20 protein-coding genes are annotated in these 25128 nt (G+C 66.8%); 16 read left to right on the top strand and 4 right to left on the bottom strand.

The window, feature by feature from the left end; translation table 11 throughout:
* Window positions 1-150 precede the first annotated feature (150 nt).
* On the top strand, window positions 151-1047 hold the full coding sequence (locus CAP_RS05015; RefSeq protein ID WP_081864596.1) for an AAA family ATPase: 897 nt from the start codon (window positions 151-153) through the stop codon (window positions 1045-1047).
* 20 nt (window positions 1048-1067) lie between these two features.
* On the opposite strand, the gene dnaE is transcribed toward CAP_RS05015, so the two are convergent.
* Entirely contained in the window at window positions 1068-4679 is a 3612-nt protein-coding gene (gene dnaE / locus CAP_RS05020) for a DNA polymerase III subunit alpha (protein WP_044236678.1), read from the bottom strand.
* 302 nt (window positions 4680-4981) lie between these two features.
* Between dnaE and CAP_RS05025 the strand changes: the two genes are divergently transcribed.
* The 4 genes from CAP_RS05025 (at window position 4982) to CAP_RS05045 (ending at window position 9871) form a co-directional block, all read left to right on the top strand.
* Entirely contained in the window at window positions 4982-6043 is a 1062-nt protein-coding gene (locus CAP_RS05025) for a hypothetical protein (protein ID WP_044236681.1), read from the top strand.
* Between the two features lie 486 nt (window positions 6044-6529).
* Window positions 6530-7108: an OmpA family protein gene (locus CAP_RS05030; protein ID WP_231511094.1), complete on the top strand. Its 579-nt coding sequence runs from the start codon at window positions 6530-6532 to the stop codon at window positions 7106-7108.
* Window positions 7109-7243: 135 nt separating this feature from the next.
* Window positions 7244-7666, top strand: a complete 423-nt coding sequence (locus CAP_RS05035) for a c-type cytochrome (RefSeq protein ID WP_044236686.1) — start codon at window positions 7244-7246, stop codon at window positions 7664-7666.
* A gap of 1185 nt (window positions 7667-8851) precedes the next feature.
* A complete protein-coding gene (locus tag CAP_RS05045; protein ID WP_231511096.1) occupies window positions 8852-9871 on the top strand; it encodes a TIGR04552 family protein in 1020 nt (339 codons plus the stop codon).
* A 101-nt stretch (window positions 9872-9972) separates the two neighbouring features.
* On the opposite strand, the gene CAP_RS05050 is transcribed toward CAP_RS05045, so the two are convergent.
* Window positions 9973-10734, bottom strand: a complete 762-nt coding sequence (locus tag CAP_RS05050; protein ID WP_044236694.1) for a Crp/Fnr family transcriptional regulator — start codon at window positions 10732-10734, stop codon at window positions 9973-9975.
* Window positions 10735-11050: 316 nt separating this feature from the next.
* On the opposite strand from CAP_RS05050, the gene CAP_RS05055 reads away from it, so the two are divergent.
* From CAP_RS05055 to CAP_RS05100, 10 genes are all read left to right on the top strand, one after another.
* Entirely contained in the window at window positions 11051-11563 is a 513-nt protein-coding gene (locus tag CAP_RS05055) for a DUF507 family protein (RefSeq protein ID WP_044236696.1), read from the top strand.
* Window positions 11564-11778: 215 nt separating this feature from the next.
* Window positions 11779-12096, top strand: coding sequence for a hypothetical protein (locus tag CAP_RS05060; protein WP_052374190.1), 318 nt, complete (start codon window positions 11779-11781; stop codon window positions 12094-12096).
* A gap of 27 nt (window positions 12097-12123) precedes the next feature.
* Window positions 12124-13158 carry an SDR family oxidoreductase gene (locus tag CAP_RS05065; protein ID WP_044236697.1) on the top strand — a complete coding sequence of 345 codons (1035 nt, stop codon included), beginning with the start codon at window positions 12124-12126 and terminating at the stop codon, window positions 13156-13158.
* Window positions 13159-13186: 28 nt separating this feature from the next.
* Window positions 13187-14056, top strand: a complete 870-nt coding sequence (locus CAP_RS05070; protein WP_269324134.1) for a YicC/YloC family endoribonuclease — start codon at window positions 13187-13189, stop codon at window positions 14054-14056.
* A 58-nt stretch (window positions 14057-14114) separates the two neighbouring features.
* Window positions 14115-14753, top strand: coding sequence for a guanylate kinase (gene gmk, locus CAP_RS05075; protein WP_044236878.1), 639 nt, complete (start codon window positions 14115-14117; stop codon window positions 14751-14753).
* Window positions 14750-15616, top strand: a complete 867-nt coding sequence (gene mtnP, locus CAP_RS05080; protein WP_044236699.1) for an S-methyl-5'-thioadenosine phosphorylase — start codon at window positions 14750-14752, stop codon at window positions 15614-15616. Before gmk ends, mtnP begins: the two co-directional genes overlap by 4 nt.
* A gap of 40 nt (window positions 15617-15656) precedes the next feature.
* Window positions 15657-16583, top strand: a complete 927-nt coding sequence (locus CAP_RS05085) for a PfkB family carbohydrate kinase (protein WP_044236700.1) — start codon at window positions 15657-15659, stop codon at window positions 16581-16583.
* A gap of 48 nt (window positions 16584-16631) precedes the next feature.
* Window positions 16632-17300, top strand: coding sequence for a hypothetical protein (locus tag CAP_RS05090; RefSeq protein ID WP_044236701.1), 669 nt, complete (start codon window positions 16632-16634; stop codon window positions 17298-17300).
* Window positions 17301-17478: 178 nt separating this feature from the next.
* Window positions 17479-19053 (top strand): serine/threonine protein kinase, encoded by a 1575-nt coding sequence (locus tag CAP_RS43760; RefSeq protein ID WP_052374192.1) that lies wholly within the window; start codon window positions 17479-17481, stop codon window positions 19051-19053.
* Window positions 19020-20051 (top strand): hypothetical protein, encoded by a 1032-nt coding sequence (locus tag CAP_RS05100; RefSeq protein ID WP_044236703.1) that lies wholly within the window; start codon window positions 19020-19022, stop codon window positions 20049-20051. The genes CAP_RS43760 and CAP_RS05100 overlap by 34 nt, the downstream gene beginning before the upstream one ends.
* A 79-nt stretch (window positions 20052-20130) precedes the next feature.
* Here the strand turns inward: CAP_RS05100 and proS are convergent, their stop codons facing one another.
* A complete protein-coding gene (proS, locus tag CAP_RS05105; protein WP_044236705.1) occupies window positions 20131-21699 on the bottom strand; it encodes a proline--tRNA ligase in 1569 nt (522 codons plus the stop codon).
* A 126-nt stretch (window positions 21700-21825) separates the two neighbouring features.
* Between proS and CAP_RS54860 the strand changes: the two genes are divergently transcribed.
* Window positions 21826-23358, top strand: a complete 1533-nt coding sequence (locus CAP_RS54860) for a phytoene desaturase family protein (RefSeq protein WP_269324131.1) — start codon at window positions 21826-21828, stop codon at window positions 23356-23358.
* Window positions 23359-23404: 46 nt separating this feature from the next.
* Here the strand turns inward: CAP_RS54860 and CAP_RS05115 are convergent, their stop codons facing one another.
* The gene (locus CAP_RS05115) at window positions 23405-25120 is read right to left on the bottom strand and encodes a sigma 54-interacting transcriptional regulator (RefSeq protein ID WP_052374194.1); all 1716 of its coding nucleotides are present in this window, start codon (window positions 25118-25120) and stop codon (window positions 23405-23407) included.
* Window positions 25121-25128: the final 8 nt, after the last annotated feature.

Here is a 25128-nt window from a genome sequence, read left to right on the forward strand (position 1 = left end):
GGCGCTGCGTCCGGGAGCGCTGCGTCCGGGAGCGCTGTGTCCGGAGGTGCGGGCGCGTCCAGGGGGCCTTCGCCAGGCGATGGCGGCACCGAGGGCGCTCAGGAGGCGGGGCTCCGGGCAGTGCCGGCCTCGGCCGAGGCGCTGGGAGCGATGCTTCGTCAGGTGCGCTACCTGGCAGACCCTCCGCTCGCGCTCGCCCTGTGGCTGGCCTTGAAGATGGACCGGCCGATCCTGCTGGAGGGGCCTGCTGGCGTGGGCAAGACGGACCTGGCCCGGGCAGCGGCCGAGGCGCTGGGTCGGCGGCTGATCCGGCTCCAGTGCTACGAGGGGCTCGACGAGTCGAGGGCGCTCTACGAGTGGGATTACGCGAAGCAGATGCTCTACACGCAGCTCCTTCGCGACGCGGTCGCCCGGGAACTCGCGGGGACGGCCGGGATCGCCGAGGCGGCGGAGCGGCTCGCCGGGAGCGAGGCAACGTTCTTCAGCGAGCGGTTTCTCGTGCCGCGACCCTTGCTCGCGGCACTGCGGAGCCCCGAGCCGGTGGTGCTCCTGATCGACGAGGTCGATCGCGCTGACCCGGAGTTCGAGGCGTTCCTGCTGGAGGTGCTCAGCGAGCTGTCGGTCAGCATCCCGGAACTCGGGACGCTCCGCGCGGTGCACCCGCCGCTGATCCTGCTGACCACGAACGCGACGCGGGAGATGACGGAGGCACTGCGGAGGCGGTGCCTGCACGCGTTCCTCGACTACCCGGCGCCGCCGCGGGAGATCGGGATCCTGCGGCTCGCGTTGCCGGGCATCGAAGCGCGCCTGGCGGGCCAGGTGGCGGCGTTCGCGGCAGCGCTGAGGGCCATGGATCTGCGCAAGGCGCCCGCGATCAGTGAGACCATCGACTGGGCGCGCGCGCTCTTGCTGCTGGGGCGGCAGGAGATCGACGCGGAGATCGCGCGGGACACGCTGGGGGTGCTGCTGAAGCACCAGGCCGACCGGGAGGCCGCCGAGGGGAAGCTCGGGCAACTGGTGCGGGCCGCGGAGCAAGCCGGGGGCTGAGGGCGGGGACGCGCTGCAGGTTATCTGAGTTCGACGACGCGCTCGCCGAAGAGCTTCTCGATGCGGCCCAGCATCACGTCGTTGGGCTCGACGCGGAGGTCCCGGCCGAGCGAGAGGGTGGCCTCGGCGCCATCGTCGAGCTGGATGACGAGCTGTACGGGGCACGCGCCGGGGCTCGCGCGGAGCAGGGAGCCAAGGCGGTCGATGTGCTCGCGCCGGGCGCTGCGTGACTTGAGGGTGATGGCGACGCTGCGGGTCTGGGCGAGGATGGCCTCGGAAAGGAGCTGCGCTTCGTCGAGCATCAGGGTCGGCTCGCGGGGCGCGGCCTCCGCATCTTCGGAGCCCTCCTCGACCATCGGGAAGCTGACCTTGCCGGAGATGAGCACGGGCTCTCCCTTGTTCAGGAGGTCGGCGAAGGCCTCGATCTGCTTCTCGCGGACCTTCACCTCCACCCGGCCTTCCGTGTCCTCCAGGGTGAAGAAGGCGAGCTTGCCGCCACCACCCTTGAAGATGCGTTCGCGGTAGCCATCGACGACGCCACCGACGCGTACCTTCGACCAGGGATCGAGTCCGGCGAGGGAGCTGACGGGGACGACGTCGAAGCGGGGCAGCGCCATGCCATAGCGGTCGAGGGGGTGACCGGAGACGTAGAAGCCCAGCGATTGTTTCTCGCGGTTCAGGGTGTCGCCGATGTCCCAGGGCTCGACCTTGGGGAATTCATCGAGCGACTGCCTGTAGGACTGGATGTTGTCGAAGAGTCCGATCTGGTGGCGCTGCCTGAGGGCGGTCTTGCCCCTTTCGAGGGCGAGGTCGATCGCCGCGAAGGCGCGTGCTCGGTTGATGCCCTTGGCCTGGAGGCTGGTGTCGAAGGCCCCCGACTGGACAAGGGACTCCATGACGCCCTTGTTCATGCGCCGGGGGTCGACCCGCTCGGCGAAGTCGAACAGGTCCTGGAAGCCTCCCTCTTTCTCGCGCGCTTCAAGGATGGCCTCGATGGCGGACTCGCCGATGCCGCGGATGGCACCCAGACCGAAGCGGATCTTCGGCTGGAGCGGGTCCTTGAGGCGCGTCGGACGCCCGCGGGCGTTGCGAACCTTGCCGTTACCGCCGGCTCCGGGGGCGCTGTAGACCACGGTGAAGTCTCGCTTCGATTCGTTGATCTCCGGGGGGAGGATCTCGACGCCCCAGGCGCGGCCTTCGGCGATGATCCGCACGACCTTCTCGATCTTGTCGCGGTCGGCGGTCATCAGCGCACAGAGGAACTCCACGGGGTAGTGCGCCTTCATGTACGCCGTCTGGTAGGTGAGCAGGGCGTATGCGGCGGAGTGGCTCTTGTTGAAGCCGTATCCGGCGAAGTACTCGAGCAGGCCGAAGATGCGCTCGGCGTCCTCTTGCTTGACCTCCTTCGTGAGCGCACCTTCGACGAAGACGGCCTTCTGCTTGGCCATCTCCTCGGGCTTCTTCTTGCCCATGGCGCGCCGGAGCAGATCGGCGCCGCCGAGGGTGTAGCCGGCGAGTTGCTGGGCGATCTGCATGACCTGCTCCTGGTAGACGATGACACCGTAGGTGGGGACGAGCAGGTCGTCGACGAGGGGGTGCATCTTCTCGATGGGCTTGCGGCCGTGCTTGCAGTCGACGAAGTCCTTGACCATGCCGGTGCCGAGGGGGCCGGGGCGGTAGAGGGCGACTGCGGCCACGATGTCCTCGAAGAGGGTGGGCCGCAGGTCCTTGAAGAGCTGCTGCATGCCGCTCGATTCGAGCTGGAAGACGCCGGTGGTCTCTCCGGATTGGAGCAGCTCGAACGTCGGACCGTCCTCAAGGGAGATGGTGTTGATGTCGAACCGCTCCGACGGGGGCTTCGCCTGCTGCTCGGGCCGGGTCTGGATGAGGTTCACGGCGATGTCGATGACGGTGAGCGTCTTCAGGCCGAGGAAGTCGAACTTGACCAGGCCCGCCAGCTCGACGTCGTCCTTGTAGTACTGGGTGACCAGCGTCTCGCCGTTCTTGAAGCACGGGACGTGGTCCCAGAGGGGCCCTTCGCTGATCACCACGCCCGCGGCGTGCATGCCGGCGTGCCGGGTGAGACCTTCGAGCTTCTGGGCTTGCTTGATCAGCTCGGCGACGGTGGGGTCGCTCTCCTGGAGCGCCTTGAGCTTGGGCTCGATCTCGAGGGCTTCGGGGATGGTGTACATCACCCCGGGGCCCTTCTGCGGCACGAGGCTGGCGATCTTCTGGGCTTCGTTGGCGGGGAAGCCCATGGCGCGCCCGACGTCCTTGATGACGCTGCGGGCCTTGAGCTCGTGGAAGGTGGCGATCTGCCCGACGGAGGTCTTGCCGTACCGCTCGGCGACGTAGTTGATGACCTGGTCGCGCCGGTCCATGCAGAAGTCGACGTCGAAGTCGGGCATGCTGACGCGCTCCGGGTTGAGGAAGCGCTCGAAGAGGAGGTTGTACGGGAGGGGGTCGAGGTCGGTGATCCCCATGGCGTACGCCACGAGCGAGCCGGCGCCCGAGCCGCGGCCAGGGCCGACCGGGATCTTGTGCTCCTTGCCGTAGCGGATGAAGTCCCAGACGATGAGGAAGTAACCCGGGAACCCCATCTTCACGATGACGTCCAGCTCGATCTGGAGGCGGGTGTGGTAGGCGCTCTCGTCGATCGACCTGCCGGTCCTGCGGATCTCCACGATGCGCTTGGCGAGCCCCTCCTTGGCGACGTGACGGAAGTACGAGTCGGTGTCGTACCCGGCAGGCAGCGGGAACTGGGGGAGCATGGGCTTGCCGAGCTTCAGCTTGAGGCCAGAGCAGCGCTCGGTGATCTCCAGGGTGGCGCGCACGGCCTCGGGATAGTCGCGGAAGCGGTGCGACATCTCCTCGGCTGGCTTGAGGAACATCTCGAAGCTGCCGTGATGCGCCTCGACGGCCTCGGCGTAGGTGCGGTTCGCGGCGATGCAGGAGAGGTAGAGGTGCCCCTCTCCGTCGTCGCGCTCGGAGAAATGGACGTCGTTGGTGGCCACGAGGGGAAGCCCCAGATCCGCCGCGGCGCGCGCGAGGATGCCGTTGAGGACTCCCTGCTCGACGAGGCCGTGGTCCTGAAGCTCCACGTAAAGGCTGCCGGGCTCGAAGCAGGCTTGCAGGTGTTCGAGCTCGGTGCGGCCTTCGTCTTCTCCCCGTTCGAGGATGCGCTGAGCAACGACGCCGCCCATGCAGCCGCTGAGGCCGATGATGCCGGCCTTGTGCTTTTCGATGGTCTCTAGCCGCACGCTCGGCCCAAGGCCGCTCGCCGGTTCGACGTGGCCCATGGAGACGATGTGGACCAGGTTCCGGTAGCCCTCCTCAGAAGCGGCAAGGAGGACCAGGTGGTCCATGGGGGTCTCGTCCGCTCCATTGCGAGCCACCTGGGGGCCCGACCAGGCGCGGGCAACATTCACCTCGCAGCCGAGGATGGCGAGGAGTCCCTTGTCCTGGCAGGACTTGTAATGCTGGATGGCGCCGAACATGTTGCCGTGATCAGTCAAGGCAACCGCACGCATCCCCAGCTTCTTGGCCTGAGCGGCGAGGTCTTTTACCTTCAGCGCTCCATCGAGGAGCGAATACTGAGAGTGGACGTGCAAGTGGGTAAATTCAGCGGTCACGGCGGCTGGGTCGTCCTTCTTGCTCGGGAGAAGCCACAGGAGGGGTCCGAAGGTGCTCGCCCCGAGGACCCGCCGTCAACCTCTCCACCGGAGTGCGTTCGAGAGATCTGACGCATCGAGGCGCCGGAAGCGTGCTGCGTGGCCACTCCACAGGGCTTGTGGAGAGGGCATAGCGCATTGCGCCACAGGGATCGCCCTTGAAGAGCATCATCCCCAGGCGCTAGCATTCGCGCCGATTCACAAAGGCTTGTCAGCTTCGGAGCGCACAGACGCTCCCTGCGCTCGTGAAAGTGAGGTTTCGTATGTCCCTCTCCCGTTTCGCCCTGGCCGGGTCCGTCTCGCTCGCGCTGTTCGCCCTCGCTGGTTGTGGCTCCACGGACGTCGAAACGCCGGTGGTCGACGAGACCGGGCGGCAACCCCCCGCTGCTCCCCCCGAGAAGGCAGGCGACGGCGAGGGTAAGGTCTACGCCGTCGACAAGCTGTTCCTCGGCGAGTCGGACCGCACCGGGGCCAAGAAGGATGACGCCTGGAAGGAGTATGGCTTCAACCTGGATGGCAAGATCTCCGACGCAGGCTCCACGGACCTCTGCCAGCCGTTCGGGACTGCCACACCCAGCCTGGTCTACACCGATGGGAACGAGGGCATCGACAACTCGTTCGGCAAGAACGTCCTCAACATCATCACCGCTGCAGAGCCGAACGCCTCGCTCGAGGTCTCCAACTCCATCAGCGAAGGCGACTTCACCATCATTCTCCAGCTCGACGGTTTGGGCGCTGACGCCTCGTACAATCCGCTGACTGCGAGGCTGTTTGTCGGTGCCTCTCTGGGCGCGGCCCCGGCGTGGGACGGCAATGACGAGTGGCCGCTCGTCCGGGAGTTCCTCAACGATCCGACCGATCCCACGAGCTCCAAGGTGGTGTTCTCGGACAGCTACGTCGCCGACAACACCTGGGTCTCTGGAAAGAACGCGACCCTGAACCTCAGCATCGCGGTTGCAGGCTTCAACATCAACCTGCCCATCCAGAACGCCGTCATCGCGATGGATCTCTCCGCGGATCACACGGGCGCGACCAATGGAACCATCGCCGGCGTCCTGCCGACGGAGCAGCTCATCACCGAGCTGAAGAAGGTCATCGGCGCCATTCAGGAGAGCCTCTGCTCGGGCACGGCTGCAGAGACGATCTTCAACCAGATCCGGCAGGCTTCCGACGTCCTCCAGGACGGTACGCAGGATCCGAGCAAGACCTGCGACGGCATTTCGATCGGCATCGGGTTCAGCGCCAAGCACATCAAGCTCGGGCCCGTGGCCGAACCGGCGGCTCCCGCAGAGAATCCCTGCGAGGAAGCTCCCTCGGACGGCTGAGACGCGCTTCCTTCCCCGGCGGCACGGTCGAGCACTGCAGGGGTGCAGTGCTCGCGAAGCTCGCGGTCCCTCATCTTTACATTCCCCAACAAAAGTATGTTCCGATTCGGAGGTCCTTCTTCTCCGAAAGGGGTGAGCCATCTGGCGCCCGTCGAGCGTCACTACGAACAGGCGCTTCATGATCCGCGCATCGAGACCTGACCGCTTTGTGATCGGCAGGCCGACGCCACGATGTGCGGCCGCGCTTTTTACTGGTTCCGCTTGTTCGGGGAATTGCTACAAGGCAACTTCACGTCGAGGGGGAGCGCGCATGCCTCGTCAGATGAATAGTTTTCGAGGACGGCGAGCCCCGGAGTGAAGATCAGTCGAGAGGGCACGTCCAAGTCACGTTGAGCGAGTGATGCTCAACTGGGGCCCATGCCCTGGCTTCTTCAGAGGAGAACAACTTTTATGCGTAGTCTCGTCGCTCCCGTTTTGTGCGCTGTGATGATGGTCGCCGCGGGCACTGGCTGCACGGCGAAAGCCTCCTTCAACGCGGGAGCCAAGGAGCCCGAGGCTCAGCCGGCACCGGCGACCCCGGCTCCGACTCCGCCCCCCGCCGAGGAGAAGAAGCCGCGGCGTCGGATGCGGATGGCCTTCAAGATGAAGGGCTTCCAGCTCGACTTGCCGGGTCCCATCAACTTCGAGACGGGCACCGCGAAGATCAAGCCGGAGAGCGAGGAAGTCCTCAACATCGTCCATGAGTTCCTGGTGTCCCGCAAGGACGTCAGTGTTCTCCGCGTCGAGGGCCACACCGACGACGTCGGTGATGATGCCAAGAACCAGACCCTCTCGGAGCAGCGTGCACTCGCAGTTGCTCAGTGGCTCGTCGCGAAGGGTGACGATTGCAAGCGCCTGTTGCCCGTCGGCTTTGGTGAGACCAAGCCGGTAGGTGACAACAAGACCGAGGAGGGCAAGGCCCTGAATCGCCGGACCGAGTTCCACATCGCGGCGATCGACGGCAAGGCGGTCGAGAACAAGCCCGTCGATGGCGGCGGCAAGTCCGCAGGCGATCCCTGCAAGTAGGCGGCGACGCGGGGGGGAACCTGCTCGGCCTCGCTCCAGCTTCACGGTCCCGCAGCGCCCTTGTGGCGGTCAGCTCTGTGCCGTGTCACATCTCGTGGCTGCTTCACGTATCACCTACCTTCCCCCGCCATCGATATGAAAAGAGGCAAGCGTCTCGCCTTGCTCTGGAGAGCAGCCATCGCGTTCGCCTTGGCCGGGTGCGACAGGACTCCTGGTGACGTCCGGGAGTGGACACCAGCCGACCACGATCAGCCTGGACAGCCAGGCGCGCAGGTGTCGGCACGGCCCGCAGGTGACGGAGCGGATCAAGGTCTTGTAGACCTCGCATGGCAGCGCAACTGCTTCACGTGCCACGGCTCGAAGGGGCGCGGTGACGGCCCGCAGGGGCCGATGGTTCGCGCGCCGGATCTGACTGATCCTGCATGGCAGGATCGCGTCACGGATTCCTACATCGCCGAGACCATCCGCAAGGGACGCAACCAGATGCCGGCATTCGACCTGCCGGATCAGGTGGTGAGTGGTCTGGTTCAGCGTGTCCGGGCTTCGCGCGCCCGCTGACCGGGCTCGTTGACTTCCGCCTCTTCGCCAGCCAGGGTCGTCGCTCCCATGTCCAGTGGCCCCCTGCGTGCCTGGATGCGCCGCCTCGCGCCGCTCCTCCTGGTGCTCGGTCTCTTCATCATCGTGGGTCCGTTGCTGCGGCAAACCCCCCGGGAACATGAAGTCGAGCTACGCCTTGCGACACCCGATACGATCGTGGGCGTCGAACTCACGTGGTTCGAAGGGGATGAGTCAGGTTCACAGGAGCCACTCGCGGGCGGCTCGTGGCGATTCACGCAAGGGCAAGCGCCGCGATCGCTCTCCACGCCGGTTCGACTCCCCGACGGCTCGTACAGCTTGGAGATCATCGTCGACCGGACATCCGGGCGAGATAGCGCGCGACGCTCCATCGTTCTCGGTGACGCAGAGCGGATCACGGTCCCCACGCGCTGACGCTGCTGCTCCGAACCGCGCCGGGTTTGGGGGCGATTCACCTCCTCTGCACACTCCAGTAGGTACTTCAGCAAGCTGTAGAGGGCTCAGGCTCAGAGGACGATGCCTGACAGGGGTCTCTGTGTCGTCAAGGAGACAGATCGAGGCTGCCATGCCACGCATCCCTCAACGTTTGGCGCTCTGAATCGGCTTCTAACAGTACGGAATCGCAGGGTTCCTGAGGGCGATGCATGACCGTCGCGGCTCTGGAACGCAGGATGCGAACGAATTCGCTTGCTGCAGCACAGCAGGACCCGCTACTTCTTGGCCCGAAGCGTTGGGGAGTGGCATCTTATCCTACACGAACTCACCCGCCCTCGTTGAGACAGCCTTGAAGCTGATCCTGAGGGAGCGACACACGGCCTTTGAAGGCCGTCACTAGCGACAACGGAGGACAGATGAGGATCACCCCCTGGTATCTGGTTGCGCTTACCCCGTTTGCAGCGATTGGCTGCAGCGGCGCTTATCTCGGACACGCTGCCGTCGTGGCACTGACGGTTGGTATCTTTCTGGGAACACTCTCCCTCGGCCGCACTCCCCCGCCCCCCGCTTCTCCTCCGAATCCATCCGCCTCCTGAAGTGATGATCGCGAGCGACGCTCTTGTGGTTCGATAGGCTCGAGTTGTTTCTTCTGCTTCCCACATCACTGGCTGTCGCGAAGCCATGACGCAGGACGCGCACGTAGGCCGACTAAAACGCCTCGAAGAGTTCACAATGATGGACCTCGAGGCCGTGAACCTCGTGCTGCGCGGGGATTCCATCGTCGACTGGCATCGGCTCGACTTGCAGAATGAGGCCGAGGCACGCGCCCTCCTGCTGGCCCAGGAATTCCGGCCGGATGAGCCGTCTGATCGGGCACATCTCGAGAACCTGAAGGGTGAGGCGATAGCGTACCTTCGTCGCCATTTCGACTTCCCCATACCCAGTCCGGTTGCCCGAGCGTCGGTCGAGGAGCTGCTCCTCCTGGCTTCAGGCAAGGGTCATCGTCAGCTGTGTGCGTGCACCATCCTAAAGGCGATGCACATCATCCATCACGTCGCTGGGCGTGAGCTGCTCTTCTCGATACCGATGTCCGATCAGGATGTCTTTCACCTGGTCGAGGAGAAGGTCTACCGGATCATCGGCGGCATGCTCGCGGCAGGGTTTCCGATTACGGAGTTCATCGGGGGCCGGAAGAACAAAGACTCTCTGTATACGAAGCTGCTGTCGAAGGCGGATACCACCGCCTCTGCGATCTACGACAAGCTGCGTTTCCGGATAGTGACCCGTTCTACCGACGACTTGCTGCCAATACTCCTCTATCTGACGGAGCGGCTGCTGCCATTCAACTACGTCGTTCCCCACCAGAGCATCAATACGATCCTCCAGTTTCGGAGCTACTGCGGGAGCAAGCCAGCGCTTCAAGCCATGCTGGGGCATCTCCAGACGGAGGTCGACGACGACCTCAAAGTGGGTGACAACAGCTTCAGCGACCAAGAGTATCGCGTGATCCACTTCGTCGTGGATCTGCCCATCCGCCTCCCTCAGGAGATCCTGGAAATGGCCCCTCCGACGGCATGGTCGCTCGGGCCCCTCATCTTCGTACTTTGTGAGTTCCAGCTTCTCGACCGAGCCACCGAGACCGCGAACGAGGTCGGGGATGCGAGCCATGCTCGCTACAAGGATCGGCAAAAACAGGCCGTGAAACGACGGCTGAAGATCGGAATCCGGCCACTCCGTGAGCCCAAGCGTTAGCGCGCGCCGGGCGGCGACGACAAAAAAGCCTTGGGAGTTAAGAGAGGTTGGCCGCGGGCGGCCGGAGGAACTCCGGCCTGTTCAGTCCGCAGCGGCCCCCTTTATACGCGACTCTTCAGCGCGTCTCGGTCGAGTACCACGATCCGGCGCCGATCGATCTCGATGACGCCCTTGCGGCGCAGCTCGCCAAGCGTGAGCGTCACGGTCTCCCGCGTCGAGCCGATCATGCTCGCCATCTCTTGATGGGTGAACGGTGCGGAGATCAGCACGCCGCGCGGGTCGGGGATCCCCCAGCGGATGGCTGCCTTGAGGAGGAACTCGCACAGACGCGCTTCGACGTTGCGGAAGAGCATCGAAGCCAGCCGCTCTTCGGTGTCGGTATGACGCTCGATGAGCGAGCTCACCAGCACCGCGGCAAAATTGGCATCGCTTGCCATGAGGTTCTTGAAGACCTGCAAGGGCACGAGGAGTGACTCCACATCCTCCGTGGCAATCGCACTCTCCCGGTGGTTCGCCACTCCACCCAGCGCTGCCTCACCAAGGACGTCACCAGCGCCTCGGTAGCCCAGTGAAAGCGTTTTTCCATCGCTCAGCCCACGCGTCAGCCTCACCCGCCCAAGGCTGATCATGGCAATTGAGGTCGTGGCTTCTCCCTGGCTGACCAGCGGCCTCCCCTTGGCAACGCGCTGGATGGTCCCCGCCTCGGCCAGTACATTCTGTGATGCTGGCGAGGCTGCATTCCCGAGCGCTCCCCGCCGGATGATCCGGCGTTTGCGCGCATCGAGATCGAGACTTCCATCTGCTGCTAGCGCACCTGGCTGCACCCGGACACTCCGTGCCATCGCGTCCTTACCGATCATCATCACGTGCTGCTCCTGCTTGCGGTGTCACGACAACGGTCACTTTGGGGATCGCTCCGGGGCTCTTGTGTCCGAATGCCTGAACGTCTCTGGAGTTCCTTGGACCTCGGATAGCCATGGCAAGGATGCAAACGGATGGCCTAGCTCAGCCCCTTGAGGGGTCTACTTCGCCCACCAGCGTGCATCGATCTTGCATAAACTGCATTTGACATCCCCGGAGCGCGGCTCGTACCTTTCGAACGAGCCGGGCTGCACTCGAAAGGAAGGTTCCTTCCGAGGCAGGCCGGTTCGACCGCTCTTCAAAAGTTACGGACGTTGGATGCGCCTCTTTAGCGGTAAAGTAGTCCCCCTTTCGGAAGAACTGATCAAAGCACTCATGGACAACAAGGACATCGAGTGCGACTCCAGAGAGGAGGCGACCCTCGATCTCCAGGCAGTCTTCAACAGCTTCCTGCAGTCTGAACGAGAAGCAACGGAGAAGGCCAAGGAGGTTCTCCAGTCTCGCGGCCTTCCCCAGGGCGAGTTCAGCCGGATCCGGCGCATGCTCGCCGAGCAAAAGGGGATCAAGGTCGGCGAGGACATGCTGGACCACCTCCTGGACCAGCTCATCGAGATGCTCCTGCACTCCAGCAACATCGAGGAGGTATTTGGTGAAGATCACGATCTTCGCCGTCGCATGCGCCCGATCCTCCGCAAGTACCTGGAGATAGATGACACCCTCGACGCCGAAGTGCGGAGCAAGCTCCGCCACGTGCAGGAGGGCACGCGGACCTGGGAGGTCGAGTACCGCCGCGTCATGGATGACATTCAGCGTCGAAAAGGGCTAGTCTGAAGAGTCACCGGCGCTATCGGGAGCAGCAAGCTTTGCGTCCTCGTCGAAGGACCTCCCTTGAGCCGCTCTGGATGGAGTGCGCGATGCTTACGAAGTTGCGCCCCATCTCTGCACGGTAGGCGCTATGAAGACCGGAAGCCGCAGCCCGGGAGCGCCTTGAAGCCTTCTGGGTCTGTCCCTGCAGGGAGCGCGGCGCCGGGTTGAGGGTATAGAGGATGAGCTGGATTCCCAAGGTCGAGGAGAAGCGGCACTTCTGCCACAAGTGCCGAAACGAGCTGGTTTTCGAGGTGAAGCTCCAGCGGGCAGATACATGTCCGCACTGCGGCGTTGACCTCCACTGCTGCAAGAACTGTCAGCACTGGGATCCGTCCGCTCATAACCAGTGTCGAGAGCACATCGCCGAATACATCCCTGACCGGGAACGAGCGAACTACTGCACGTTCTTCACCTTCAAAGACGGCGTGCCAGAGGATGCTTCGGCCCGCATCAACACAGCGCGCTCGAAGCTCGACGCCCTCTTCAAGAAGAAGTAGTCAAGTTCTCGGAGGCTCAAGCTCATCATGTCGACACAGCCCCGCTACTTGGTCACCGGCGGTGCCGGCTTCATCGGGAGCAACATCGTTGCTGCGCTCACCGCAGCCGGTGAGCGCGTCCGCGTTCTCGACAACCTCTCCACGGGGCGCTGGGAGCACCTGGACGGCATTCCGCAGCAGTCTCACATCGAACGCATCGAAGGTGACATTCGCGACGCCGATGCTGTCGCGAGAGCTTCGCGAGGCGTGGAGGTCGTTTTCCATGAGGCAGCTCTCGGCTCGGTCCCGCGGAGCGTCGAACGGCCCATCGAATCTGACTCCGTCAACACCAACGGCACGGTCACCGTGCTCGACGTCGCACGCCATCAAGGCGTCCGCCGGGTGGTCTTCGCAGCCTCCTCAAGCGCCTACGGCGAAACGCCCGAGCTGCCCAAGCACGAGGGGATGACGCCGATGCCGCTGTCTCCCTACGCCGTGACCAAGCTGGCCTGCGAACACTACCTCAAGGTGTTCGCTGGAATTTACGGTCTGGAGACCGTCAATCTTCGCTACTTCAACGTGTTCGGGCCAAACCAGACCCCCGACGGAGCATACGCTGCGGCGATCCCGCGCTTCGTGGAAGCAGCCCTCTCCGAGCGTGCCATCCCCATCTATGGCGACGGGGAACAGACACGTGACTTCTGCTACGTCGACAACGCGGTACTCGCCAACCTGCTTGCTGCCACCGCACCACGTCGCTTTGCGGGCGAGATCATCAACGTCGCTGGCGGCAGGCGTATTGCTCTGAACGCTCTCGTGCGTGAAATCTCGCGGGTGGTCCACCGCGAGCTCGCGGTGGACCACCTTGCCCAGCGACCGGGTGACATCCGGCATTCACTCGCGGACATCTCTCGCGCCAAGGAACTCCTCGGGTACGAACCGCGCGTTCGATGGGAAGACGGGATCCAGCCAACGGTTGCCTATCTATCGACGCTGCGCACGCAAGGGCCGGCCGCGGCTTCCACGCAGCTCACTTCCGCCCGCGTGGAGCTACCGAAAACGCCGACGTCGGCGGCAACCTAGAGCGGCGGGGTCGACGGTCGTGCGCAGCATGACCGGCTTCGGGCTGGCAGACGCGCCTTTCGGTAGCGGAAGGATGGTCGCCGAGATCCGTACCGTGAACCAGCGCTTCCTCGACGTACGGGCAAAGCTGCCCCGGGAAATCTCGGACCTCACCATGTTCGCCGAGCAGGTAACCCGAGAGCGCCTTCGTCGTGGTCGCGTGGAGATCCAGCTACGCCTGGAAGGACTTGCGGCCGACACAGGCATTCTCAACCGAGAGCGAGCCCGCTCAGCCTACAGCGCCCTTTGCGAGCTGCGCGATGAGCTCGCTCCTGGAGCTGAGGTTCCTCTCTCTCTTCTCGCCGCAGTCCCCGACCTGTTCGCGCCCTCGCACACGCCCGACCTCGAGGTCGCCCGCGAGTCTGCGCGAAATGCCATCGAAGGCGCCATCAGGGAGATGGACGCCATGTGCCGCCGCGAAGGGGAGAAGATCGGAGACGACATGCGTCAGCGGGTGGCCCTCCTGCGCACTGCGACGGAGCGCATCGTCGCCAGGAGGGAAGGGGCGCAGCAGGAGTTTCAGCGGCGCGTGCAGGAGCGCCTCACTCATCTCCTCGAAGAGCGAGCGTCCGGCATGGATGCCCAGCGCCTCGAAGCAGAGGTGGCCCTGCTTGCCGAGCGGAGCGACATCACCGAGGAGGTCATCCGGCTCGGGAGCCACCTCGACCAGTTCGAGCAAGCGCTCACGGCGGAACCAGGTGAGCCATGCGGGAGGAAGCTCGACTTCCTCCTGCAGGAGATGGTACGCGAGGCGAATACTCTGGGCGCAAAGGCCCAGGATGCCGTCATCTCCCAGCAGGTGGTGGCCATGAAGGTCGAGCTGGAACGCCTGCGCGAGCAGGCGCAGAACGTGGAGTGAGCCCGGTGAACTCCGTCCACTCTGCGGCTCAGCACAGGATCGCGTGACGAGGGACAGCATGTCGAGCGAAGGTGCAGACGACGGTTTTCTCCTTTTGATCGTCTCGTCCCCCTCCGGCGCCGGGAAGACGACCTTGTGCACCCGCCTCAGGAAAGAGTTCCCGGAGTTGCGGTTCTCGGTGTCACACACCACCCGCAAGCCGAGGCCCACCGAGGTCGATGGTCGCGAGTACCACTTCGTGGATACGCAGCACTTCGAGCACATGGTCCGCGACAATGCCTTCGCGGAGTGGGCCCGAGTCCACGGCCACCTCTACGGGACGAGCCTGAACGAGATCGAGATCGCCCGCGGGAGCGCGCGCGGCATCCTGTTCGACATCGATCACCAGGGTGCCCGGCAAATCCGCGCGGCCCTCTCGGAGGCTGTGTGCGTGTTCATCCTTCCCCCTTCCATGGCGGAACTCGAAAGACGCTTGCGGGGACGCGGGACCGAAGATGAACAGGCGACTCTCCGCCGCCTCCAGAACGCCCGCGGCGAGATCGAGCACTACGGCTTCTTCGATTACGTGATCGTGAACGACGACGTCGACCAGGCCTACGAACAGCTCCGCGCCATTGTCTTCGCGGAGCGCTGCCGACGGCCCAGACGCTCGGGTCTCTGCGAGCGCCTGCTCGCCGAACGACGGGGGGAGCGATGAAGGCCCAGACGCTCGCGATCATCGGCGGCAGCGGCCTCTACGAGATGGGCTGGCTGGAAGACATCGAGGAAGTCTCGGTCGCCACCCCCTACGGTCTCCCGAGCGACGCCATCCTCCGTGGTCGGGTGCGCGATGGCGAAGCGACGGTCCTGTTCATCCCGAGGCACGGCCGTGGCCACCGCTTCTCCCCCTCGACCATCAACTACCGGGCGAACATCTGCGCCTTGAAAATGCTGGGGGCTACGCACGTACTCAGCGTGAGCGCCGTGGGCTCGCTGCGCGAGGAGATCGCCCCCGGAAGCCTCGTCATCGTCGACCAGTTCGTCGATCTCACGAAGCGCCGCACCTCCACCTTCTTCGATGAAGGCATCGTGGCGCACGTCGCTTTCGCCGATCCCACGTGCCCGATCCTTGCGGATGCCGTCCAGCAAGCTGCCCAGAGCAGCTCGGTGCAGGTGCACAAGGGTGGCACGTACGTGTGCATCGAGGGCCCCCAGTTTTCCAGCCGCGCCGAGAGTCAGATTTACCGCGGCTGGGGAGCCCACGTCATCGGGATGACCAACATGCCCGAAGCGAAGCTCGCGCGCGAAGCCGAGCTGCCCTACGTCACCCTGGCGCTGGTCACCGACTACGATTGCTGGAGCGCCGACAAGGAAGCGGTGAGCATGGAGGCCGTCGTCGAGGTCCTGAACCGCACCGTCGGCCATGCCCGCGAGATCGCCCGGGCACTCGCCCACACCTTGCCTGACGTGTCCACGAGCCCCGCCCAGCACGCCTTGAAGCGCGCCATCATCACCACGGCCCCCGCGACCGGACCCGACGCGCGCGCCCGCCTCGAGTGGCTACTCGGCCGCCGCGCATGACTGGCAGCCGCTCTGTGAAAACCCCTGCAGGAGTCTCATCGTGACCAGCGCATCTCCCATCCTGATCATCGGCTCGATGGCCTTCGACGACCTCGAGCTCCCGACCGGCAGCGCACACAACGTCGTCGGAGGCTCTGCCACGTACTCGGCCTTCGCCGCCTCGGTCTTCGCCCCCGTGCGGGTGGTTGCCGTCGTGGGTGACGACTTCCCGGAGGAGATGCTGGGAACGATGCGCGGCCGTGGCATCGATGTCGACGGCGTGGAGCGGGCCTCTGGCAAGACCTTCCGCTGGGCAGGGCGCTACGACACCGACCTGATCCACCGCACCACCCTGGACACCCAGCTCAACGTCTTCGCCTCGTTCAACCCCAAGCTTCCCGAGCTGTACCGCGACACCCCCTTCGTCCTCCTCGGGAACAACCACCCCGCGCTCCAGCTCGATGTCCTCGAGCAGACCCGCGCCCCCCTGTTCGTCGTGGCGGACACGATGAACTTCTGGATCTCCGGCGAACCCCAGATCCTTGCGTCCATGCTGCGCAGGATCGACACGCTCGTGGTGAACGACGAGGAAGCCCGCCAGCTCTCCGGCATCTACAACATCCGCCGCGCAGCCCGGGACATCCTCACCCGTGGCCCCCGTCGAGTCATCATCAAGCGCGGGGAGCACGGAGCGCTCCTCTTCGACGAGGACGGCATCTTTGCTGCTCCGGGCTTCCCCCTCGAAGACGTGATCGATCCGACCGGAGCGGGTGATTCTTTCGCCGGCGGCCTCCTCGGATATCTGTCCAACCAGCAACAGATCTCGGCCCTCTCTCTTCGCCGCGCCATGCTCCACGCCACCGCGACCGCCTCTTTCTGCGTCGAAGCCGTGGGCACCCAGCGCATTGCCACCATCACCCGCGAAGACGTCGCGCAGCGGGTCGACCAGATCCGCAGCCTCTACGAGTTCGGCGCCAGCACGATGTAGACGCTCCCAGCCAGTGCATAGGCGTGCTAGGGCTTCGTCTATAGAAACATGAAGCCCAACTTCTGGAAGTCTGCAGCGCTCGCTTTGCTCGCCCCCACCCTCTTCGGCTGCGCGTCGCGCACTGCGCCGTTCAACGAAATGGATGAGGCGTCGATCACGGTCCTCCGGCTCCAGGGCCAGTACACCCCGACCGCTGTCGCGACCACGACCGCGGCCACGGGCCTTCCCCAGCTCATCCCTGGCCTCACCATCCCCCCCGAGCTCCAGCAGATGGGCCAGCAGGCCATGCAGGGCTTGCAGCAAGCGCTCCCCGGCCTGATCCCGCCTGGCCTCATCCCTGGCCAGCCGCAGACGACCACCCCGACTGCCGTCACCCCTCCTCCCCTGTTCAAGAACACCTACGTCATTGCCACCTCGCGGCAGCTCACGACCGACGCGGCCGACGAGGAGCTCCGCGAGCAGATTCTCGACATCTTCGGCGACGAGGACAGCTTCTCGGCCGACAAGGGGAACTGCTTCTCTCCGGGTCTCGCCATCTCCATGCAGAGGCCGACCAGCCCGGTCCCCGTCGAGCTGCTCATCTCCCTCTCCTGCAACCAGGCGGTCGGTGACGGCTTCCGGTGGCCATACCCCACGAACGGCTTCACGGGAGAGACGAAGCAGAAGCTGCTCACCATCTACCAGCAGCTCTTCGGTGCCGTGCCGCCCGACGCCTGATCGGGCCCGAGCTCGGCCGCAACTCCCTCCTTCGCGCCTCCCTTCAAACGTTGGTCGATCTGGCCAGCCCATGTAAGCTCTTCATGCCGTCATCCCGACGCATGATGTATCCTGCTGCGCGAGGCCTGACGCCACGGCGTACCTCTCGCCGAGCCGGGTCCTCCCCCTCGAAGCCCCGATGAGCACCAGCCAGAGTCTAGCGCCAGGGAAGGAGCTGGGACGCTACGAGCTCCTCCTGCCCGTTGCGCAGGGTGGAATGGCCACTGTCTGGGCAGCCAGGCAGAAAGGTTCACGCGGCTTCCAGAAGACGGTCGCCATCAAGACGATGCTCCCCGCCCTCTCGGACGACGCGATGTTCGAGCGGATGTTCCTCGACGAAGCGGCGCTCGCGGCGCGCATCCACCACCCCAACGTCGCCGAGATCCTCGACCTCGGCGAGCAGGACGACATCCTCTACATCGTCATGGAGTGGATCGACGGCGAAGCCCTCTCCGTCCTCGCCCGCGCCTCCAAAAAGAGCGACATCCTCATCCCCCCGCGCATCTGCCTCCGCATCGCCGCGCAAGCTTGCATGGGCCTCCACGCCGCCCACGAGCTCGCCGACGAAAACGACCAGCCGCTCGGCATCGTCCACCGCGACGTCTCGCCCCAGAACATCCTCGTCACCTACGACGGCCGCGTGAAGCTCGTGGATTTCGGCGTCGCCAAGGCCACGAACCGCGCTGGCGGCGAGACCTCCGCGGGACAGCTCAAAGGGAAGATCCCGTACATGTCTCCCGAACAGGCCAAGGGGGGCAACGTCGATCGGCGCACCGACATCTTCGCGATGGGGATCGTCCTCTACAAGCTCACCACCGGCATTCACCCCTTCGCTGGCGATACCGACCTCGCCACCATGACGAAGATCATCTCCCAGCCGGTGCTCCCCCCCCGTGCGCGCAACCCCCGCTACCCTGCCAACCTCGAGCAGGTGCTGCTGAAGTGCCTCCAGAAAGACCCTGACAAGCGCTACAGCACCATGCTCGAGATGGAGCGCGCAGTGCAGGAGGTCCTCATCGGCGAAGGCGCCACCACCGACGAGGACGTCGCCACCTTCGTCCGCACCCTGATGGGCGACCGCGGCCAGAAGCGCCGCGCCCAGCTCCGCGACGCCGTTCGCCTCCTCGACGAGCGCGCGACCACCCCGACGCTCTCCGAAGGCCCCCTCGTCCACGAGAACGTGAGCGAACTCGTGCTCACGCAGATGCGCTCCGGCGTTGGCAGAGACTTCCCCCCGCCCCGCCCCAGCGGCTCCGGCCTGGAGATGCTCGCCGACTCTGCCGTCCTCACCTCTCCCACGCACCTCCCCGTCGAGGTCCCCAACGCCAAGCGCCGCCGCTCCGGCGTGGTGGTCGTCGCCGCTGCAGCCATCGCCCTGACGGGATTGCTCGGCGCCGGCTTCGTGCTTAGCACCAAGAACACCGCCACCGCCCCCGCCGCGCCTCCCGCTGCCCCGACCCTCGACCCCGCACCTCCCGCACTCGCCCAGACGGCAGCCGCTCCAACCACCTCGGCCAGCGTGGAGCCTGCCGCGCTCGACGTCAGCGCGCTCCCCTCGCCCACCCCCGACGCTCCCGCCGACGCGCGCTCCGCCCGCCCGGACCCCCGCTCCGCGCCGCCTACCAGCACCAAGCCATCCGCCACCCCCAGCAGCACCACGGCCACCAAGCCGTCGACGAAGTGGGTCCCAAGCGTGACCAACCCCGGGTTCTGAGCGCCCGCAAACGCCAGGCGCGCGACACCCTGGTGCTCCTCGCCAGCGGCGCCGTGGTCCTCATGGCCCTCGCGGGTCGCAGCACCCCCCGCGCCTCCGAGCGCCCTCCCACCCCTGCGCTCCCCACCGCAGCCCTCCCCGTGGGGGCCCCCTCCCCCCTCCCGAGCGGCGCCACCCCGGACCGGATCCCCACCCCCGATCCCGAGATGGACCCGAGCTGCAGCTTCGCCGACCGCGGCTTCGGCGCTTACGGCACCTACCAGCCCCTCCCCCTCGGCAAGGTCCTCGTCCCCCCTCCCGGAGCCATCCCCCCTGGCACCGGCTACAACCTCCTCGTCCACTTCCACGGCGCCGAACCCGTCCGCCGCGAGGTCGCCCCCCTGGACCTCGGCCTCGTCATCGCCGTCGTCGACGCAGGCATCCGCTCCAGCGACTACGCCCGCGCCCTCCGCGCAACCTCCTGGAAGACCCTCCTCGGCACCATCGACCACGCCGTCGCCGAGAGCACCGGCATCCCCGACCTCCATCCCCGCCGCATCGCCGTCTCCTCGTGGAGCGCCGGCTCCGGCGCCATCCCCACCATCCTCACCGCAGACCGCTCCCCCGACGCCCTCGTCCTCCTCGACTCCCTCTATGCCGGCTACGCCCCTGGCCAGCACGCGCTCGTCCCCGGCCAGCTCGCCCCCTACCTCTCGCTCGCCCAGGCCGCCACCCGCGGCGGCCCCCTCCTCTTCCTTACCCACACCACCGTTCCCACCGTCGGCTACGCCTCCACCGAGGAGACCGCCACCTTCCTCCTCCGCCAGCTCGGCGCGAGCGCCGTCCTCGTCACCCCCAACGACGGCGACCCCCTCCGTCTCGTCCGCATGTACGACGGCGGCAGCCTCTACATGCGCGGCTACGCTGGCGCCACGCGCGAGGACCACTGCGCGCAGCTCCGCCTCCTCCCCAGCATCCTCACCGAGCACGTCCTGCCCGCCTTCGAGCAGGGCACCTGAGCGCCTCGGAACCTCCCCCCCTCGCAACCTGCGAACCTGGCCCTCCCCCCCGGGCCACCTCGCTCCCCCGAGACCTCGCTCAGTACGACTTCGCGAACACCACCCGCTGCGGACTCGGCTGCCCCGTGAAGATGCAGCGCCCTTCCCCGACCAGCGCATCGGCCCACGGCGCCCCCGCGAACCCACCGCTCGGAATGCACCGCACCGTCACCTTGTAGCGGTCCTTCAGCTCCGCCTCGACCCGCGCATCCCCGGCCCAGTGCGCCAGCGCGAACCCACCGTGGATCTCCTTGTCCCCCTTCGCCTTGAAGAAGGCCTCGAACGCCGCCTTGTCCTCCACGACGTGCGTGTGCTCGTCCCGGAACGCGCTCGCCCGCGCCAGCAGCCCTGCCTGCATCTCCTCGAGGATCTCCACCACCTTCGCCACGAACTCCCCCCGCGGCAGGCTCGTCTTCTCCTTCACCGGCCGATCCCGCCGCGCCACCATCACCATCCCCCCTTCCACGTCCCGCGGCCCGATCTCCACCCGCAGCGGCGCCCCCTTTTTCACCCACTCCCACTGCTTGTCCCCACCGCGGATGTCCCGCCGATCCACCTCCACCTCGACCCGCCGCTCCCCCAGCCGCTGCCCCCGCAGCTCCGCGGCCAGCGCATCGATGTACGCATCCACCTGCGCCCGCGTCTCGTCTCCCCGGTACACCGGCAGCAGGATCACGTGCGTCGGCGCGAGCCGCGGCGGCAGCACCAGCCCATCATCGTCCGCGTGGCTCATGACCATCGCCCCCACGAGCCGCGTCGACACCCCCCACGACGTCGTCCACGCGAACTCCTCCGTCTCCGTCTTCGTCTGGAACCGGATCCCGCTCGCCTTCGCGAAGTTCTGCCCGAGGAAATGCGAGGTCCCCGCCTGCAGCGCCTTCCGGTCCTGCATCATCGCCTCGATGCAGAACGTGTCCACCGCTCCCGGGAACCGCTCGCTCTCCGTCTTCTTCCCCTCGAAGACCGGCACGGCCATGAAGTCCCGCGCGAACGTCGCGTAGACCCCCAGCATCTTCATCGTCTCCTCGCGCGCCTCGGCCTCCGTGGCGTGCGCCGTGTGCCCCTCCTGCCACAGGAACTCCGTCGTCCGCAGGAACAGGCGCGTCCGCATCTCCCACCGCACCACGTTCGCCCACTGGTTGATGAGCAGCGGCAGGTCCCGGTAGCTCTGCACCCACTGCGCGAACGCCGCCCCGATGATCGTCTCCGACGTCGGCCGCACGATCAGTGGCTCCTCGAGCTTCGCCTCCGGGTCGGGCACGAGCCCCCCGTTCGGCCCCGCCACGAGCCGGTGGTGCGTCACCACCGCGCACTCCTTGGCGAAGCCCTCCACGTGCTCCGCCTCCTTCTCCATGAAGCTCTTCGGGATGAACAGCGGGAAGTAGGCGTTCTTGTGCCCCGTCTCCTTGAACATCGTATCGAGCTCGCGCTGGATGTTCTCCCAGATGGCGTAGCCCCACGGCTTGATCACCATGCATCCGCGCACCGGCGAGTTCTCCGCCATGTCTGCCGCACGCACGACCTGCTGGTACCACTCCGGGTAATCCTCCGCGCGGGTGGGTGTGATCGCGGTCTTCGCAGTCCCCTTCGCGGCTTCGTTCTTCGCCACAGCTCTCTCCTTGCCTTCTCCACGCCGGACCTATCAGTCCCCCCGCCCCCTGTCGAGCGCCGCCCCTCCGTCACGCGCGTGCAACCTTCACCGGTCGCGTCCTCGCCCCCGTGGTAACCCAGCACCGTGCTCCCTCCCCCCGAGCCTGCCGTGACCCGCACCCCTGACGCCCTGGTCCTCGGCGCCGGCCCCAACGGCCTCGTCGCCGCCGTGAACCTCGCCCGCGCCGGCCTCTCCGTGCTCGTCCTCGAAGCCGAGCCCACCCCTGGCGGCGCCGTCCGCACCCGCGAGACCACCCTCCCCGGCTTCCACCACGACCTCGGCGCGGCCTTCTTCCCGTTCGGGCAGGTCAGCCCAGCCTTCGTCCCGCTCGACCTGCCCGGCGCCGGCCTCGTCTGGCGCCACTCCCCCATCGACAGCGCCCACCCCGCCCCCGACGGCACCTGCGCCAGCATCTCCCGCGACGCAGCCCTCACCGCAGCCTCCCTCGGCCCCGACGCCGCCCCCTGGCAGCGCATCGCCACCTGGCACGCCCGCACGCGCGACCGGATGCTCGACGCCCTGCTCTCCACCCTGCCGGCCCTCGGCCCCATGCTCCGCTTCGGCCCTCTGAACCTCCTCCGCCTCGCCCAGGTGGCCCTCTCCAGCGGCCGCGGCTTCGCCACGCGCACCTTCCGCACCGAAGCCGCCCGCCGCATGCTCCCCGGCCTCGCCCTCCACACTGACGTGGGCCCCGACGATCCCTGCGGCGCCATCGTCGGCTTCATGCTCGCCGTCCTCGCCTCCAGCGCCGGCTTCCCCGTCCCCGAAGGCGGCGCGGGCTCCATCACCCGCGCCCTCATCCACCGCCTCGAAGAGAAAGGCGGCACCCTCCGCTGCAACGCCCGGGTGACCGAGATCCTGGTCCGCCAGAACCGCGCCGTCGCCGTCCGCCTCGCCACCGGCGAGGAAATCCCCGCCGGCCGCGCCATCATCGCCGATCTCGCCGCCCCCACCCTGTTCCTCGATCTGCTGCCCGAGCCCCACGTCCCCGACCGCATCCGCCGCGCCATGCGTCGCTTTCCCCACGGCTTCGGCACCTTCAAGATCGACTGGGCGCTCGACGCCGCCGTGCCCTGGCGCCACGAAGACGCCGCCCGCGCCGCCGTCATCCACGCCGGCGACAGCCTCGACGATCTGTCCACCTTCACGCGCCAGGTCCGCTCGGGCGCGCTCCCCGACAACCCCTACCTGGTCATCGGCCAGCAATCCGTCCCCGACCCGACCCGCGCCCCTCCCGGTCGTCACACGCTCTGGGCCTACTCCCGCGTGCCCTCCTCCCTCGCCGGCGGCTGGCAAGCCTCCCGCGAGGCCTTCGCCGACCGCATCGAGCAGCGCATCGAGCAGCTCGCCCCCGGGTTCCGCAGCCACATCCTCGCGCGCGCGCTCTGGTCCCCTCCCGACCTCCAGGCCATCAACGCCAACCTTATCGGCGGCGATCTCGGCGGCGGGTCTGCTGACATCCGCCATCAGCTCTTCTTCCGCCCCGTCTTCCCCTGGTTCCGCCACCGCACCCCCGTGCGCGGCCTCTACCTGGGCTCCTCCTACGCCCACCCCGGCGCCGGCGTCCACGGCGCCTGCGGCCGCAACGCCGCCCTCGCCGCCCTCCACGATCTTTGAAGCAGGGGCCGCGCGGCCCCTGCTCCAGGGTACGCAGTACCAGTACCTATTTGCCGGAGCCGGAGCGGGAAGGCGGGGACTCGCCGCTGCGGTAATCCGCTCGCCGTAGCCCGTGCACCGTCATCTTTTCCTGCAGCGTTCGCAGGGGCATCCGGAGTCGCCGCGCGGCCATCGCCAGGTTCCCGTTCGTCGCCCGCAGCGCATCCAGGATCAGCTCTGCTTCCAGCCGGTCCATCTGCGCCTTCAGCCCGATCATCGGCGGCGGCGTCGGCAGGAGCGGCTCCGTCGCCGACCTGTCGGGCCCTGGCCGCGGCGTCCTCCGGATCGTCGTCCCCGTCCGCACCGGGTCCGGCAGATCCATCGTCGTGATCACGTCCCCTTGCGTGATCAGCACCGCCCGCTCGATCACGTTCCGCAGCTCCCGCACGTTCCCCGGCCACGGGTACGCTTCCAGAAGCTCCATCGCGTCCGGCTCGATCGACTTCACGCTCCGGTGGTTCACCCCCGCCGCGTGCTGCAGGAACCGCATCGCCAGCGGCCCGATGTCCTCCCGCCGCTCGCACAGTGGCGGCACCCGCAGCGGCACCACGTTCAGCCGGTAGTACAGGTCGGCCCGGAATGTCCCGGCGTCGCACATCGCCTCGAGATCCCGGTGGGTCGTCGCGAGCACCCGCACGTCCACCTCCATCTCGTGGCTCGATCCCTGCCGCGCCACCCGCCGCGTCTCCAGGAAGTGCAGAAGCCCCGCCTGCGCCGTCAGCGGCAGGTCCGACACCTCGTCGAGCAGCACCGTCCCACCGTTCGCGGACTCGAACACCCCCTCCTGCACCTGCGACGCGCCGAGGGACCCGCTCGCCGCCCCGTCCGCGTCGTGCCCGAACAGGATGCTCTCCAGGAGTTGCGCCGGCACCCCGCTGCACGTCACGCACACCAGCGGCTTCTTGTGCCGCGGCCCGGCCTCGTGGATCAGCCGCGCCAGCATGTCCTTCCCGGAGCCCGTCTCCCCCTGGATCAGCACCGGCGCGCTCGACCGCGCGAGCCGCATCGCGGTCTCCATGATCGGCCGCATCACTGCGCTCCGCATCACGATCCCCGCATCGTCGGGCGGCGGCACCGCGAGCGGCGTCGGCCCTGTCGGACGCCCATCCCCTTCGTCCTGCCGGGACCCATCCACCACGCCGCGGAGCGCGTCGATCGCCCCCAGGTTCAGCACCGGCGTCTCCGTCGTCGCCAGCACCCGCAGCGACGCGGTGATCTCCCCGAGCATCACCTCCTCGCCGGCCCGCAGCACCCCGCGCTTGATCTGCTGACCCGCGAGGAACGTCCCGTTCGTCGACCCCAGATCCTCCACGAGCACGTCGCTCCGCTCCAGGGTGAAGCGCGCATGCCGGCGTGACAGGCTCCGCTCCGGGATCACCAGATCCGCCGACGGATCACGCCCCACCACGACCCCGGACCCTTCCTGCAGCCGCACGGTCTCCGTGCCTTGCCGGTGGTACACCACCAGCATCACGTGCGCATGCGGCGACCGCGCGCTCAGCACCGCCTCCCGCACCTGCGCCACCGCGATCGGATCGGTCTCTGTCGCGGCGCCTGTCAGCGGCGGCGGATCGATGTGCAGCGGCGCAGGAGGAGGCTCCGTTGGCGCCACGGCGGCCCGACGTGCCTCGGCATCCTGCTCGGAATGCGGCTGCACCCCGCCAGCGTCCTCGCCTTCGCCGAGAGGCGGACTGCCCTGGCCGGTCGAGCGCGCTTGACTCATCGGTGTCC

The sequence above is a fragment of the Chondromyces apiculatus DSM 436 genome (assembly GCF_000601485.1).
In the GTDB taxonomy this organism is placed as follows: Bacteria; Myxococcota_A; Polyangia; order Polyangiales; family Polyangiaceae; genus Chondromyces; species Chondromyces apiculatus.

Coding starts and splice junctions, on each gene's coding strand:
- CAP_RS05015 (WP_081864596.1), top strand. CDS start 151: ATGCTTCGTCAGGTGCGCTACCTGGCAGACCCTCCGCTCGCGCTCGCC.
- CAP_RS05025 (WP_044236681.1), top strand. CDS start 4,982: ATGTCCCTCTCCCGTTTCGCCCTGGCCGGGTCCGTCTCGCTCGCGCTG.
- CAP_RS05030 (WP_231511094.1), top strand. CDS start 6,530: ATGATGGTCGCCGCGGGCACTGGCTGCACGGCGAAAGCCTCCTTCAAC.
- CAP_RS05035 (WP_044236686.1), top strand. CDS start 7,244: ATGAAAAGAGGCAAGCGTCTCGCCTTGCTCTGGAGAGCAGCCATCGCG.
- CAP_RS05045 (WP_231511096.1), top strand. CDS start 8,852: ATGATGGACCTCGAGGCCGTGAACCTCGTGCTGCGCGGGGATTCCATC.
- CAP_RS05050 (WP_044236694.1), bottom strand. CDS start 10,734: ATGATGATCGGTAAGGACGCGATGGCACGGAGTGTCCGGGTGCAGCCA.
- CAP_RS05055 (WP_044236696.1), top strand. CDS start 11,051: ATGCGCCTCTTTAGCGGTAAAGTAGTCCCCCTTTCGGAAGAACTGATC.
- CAP_RS05060 (WP_052374190.1), top strand. CDS start 11,779: ATGAGCTGGATTCCCAAGGTCGAGGAGAAGCGGCACTTCTGCCACAAG.
- CAP_RS05065 (WP_044236697.1), top strand. CDS start 12,124: ATGTCGACACAGCCCCGCTACTTGGTCACCGGCGGTGCCGGCTTCATC.
- CAP_RS05070 (WP_269324134.1), top strand. CDS start 13,187: ATGACCGGCTTCGGGCTGGCAGACGCGCCTTTCGGTAGCGGAAGGATG.
- gmk (WP_044236878.1), top strand. CDS start 14,115: ATGTCGAGCGAAGGTGCAGACGACGGTTTTCTCCTTTTGATCGTCTCG.
- mtnP (WP_044236699.1), top strand. CDS start 14,750: ATGAAGGCCCAGACGCTCGCGATCATCGGCGGCAGCGGCCTCTACGAG.
- CAP_RS05090 (WP_044236701.1), top strand. CDS start 16,632: ATGAAGCCCAACTTCTGGAAGTCTGCAGCGCTCGCTTTGCTCGCCCCC.
- CAP_RS43760 (WP_052374192.1), top strand. CDS start 17,479: ATGAGCACCAGCCAGAGTCTAGCGCCAGGGAAGGAGCTGGGACGCTAC.
- CAP_RS05115 (WP_052374194.1), bottom strand. CDS start 25,120: ATGAGTCAAGCGCGCTCGACCGGCCAGGGCAGTCCGCCTCTCGGCGAA.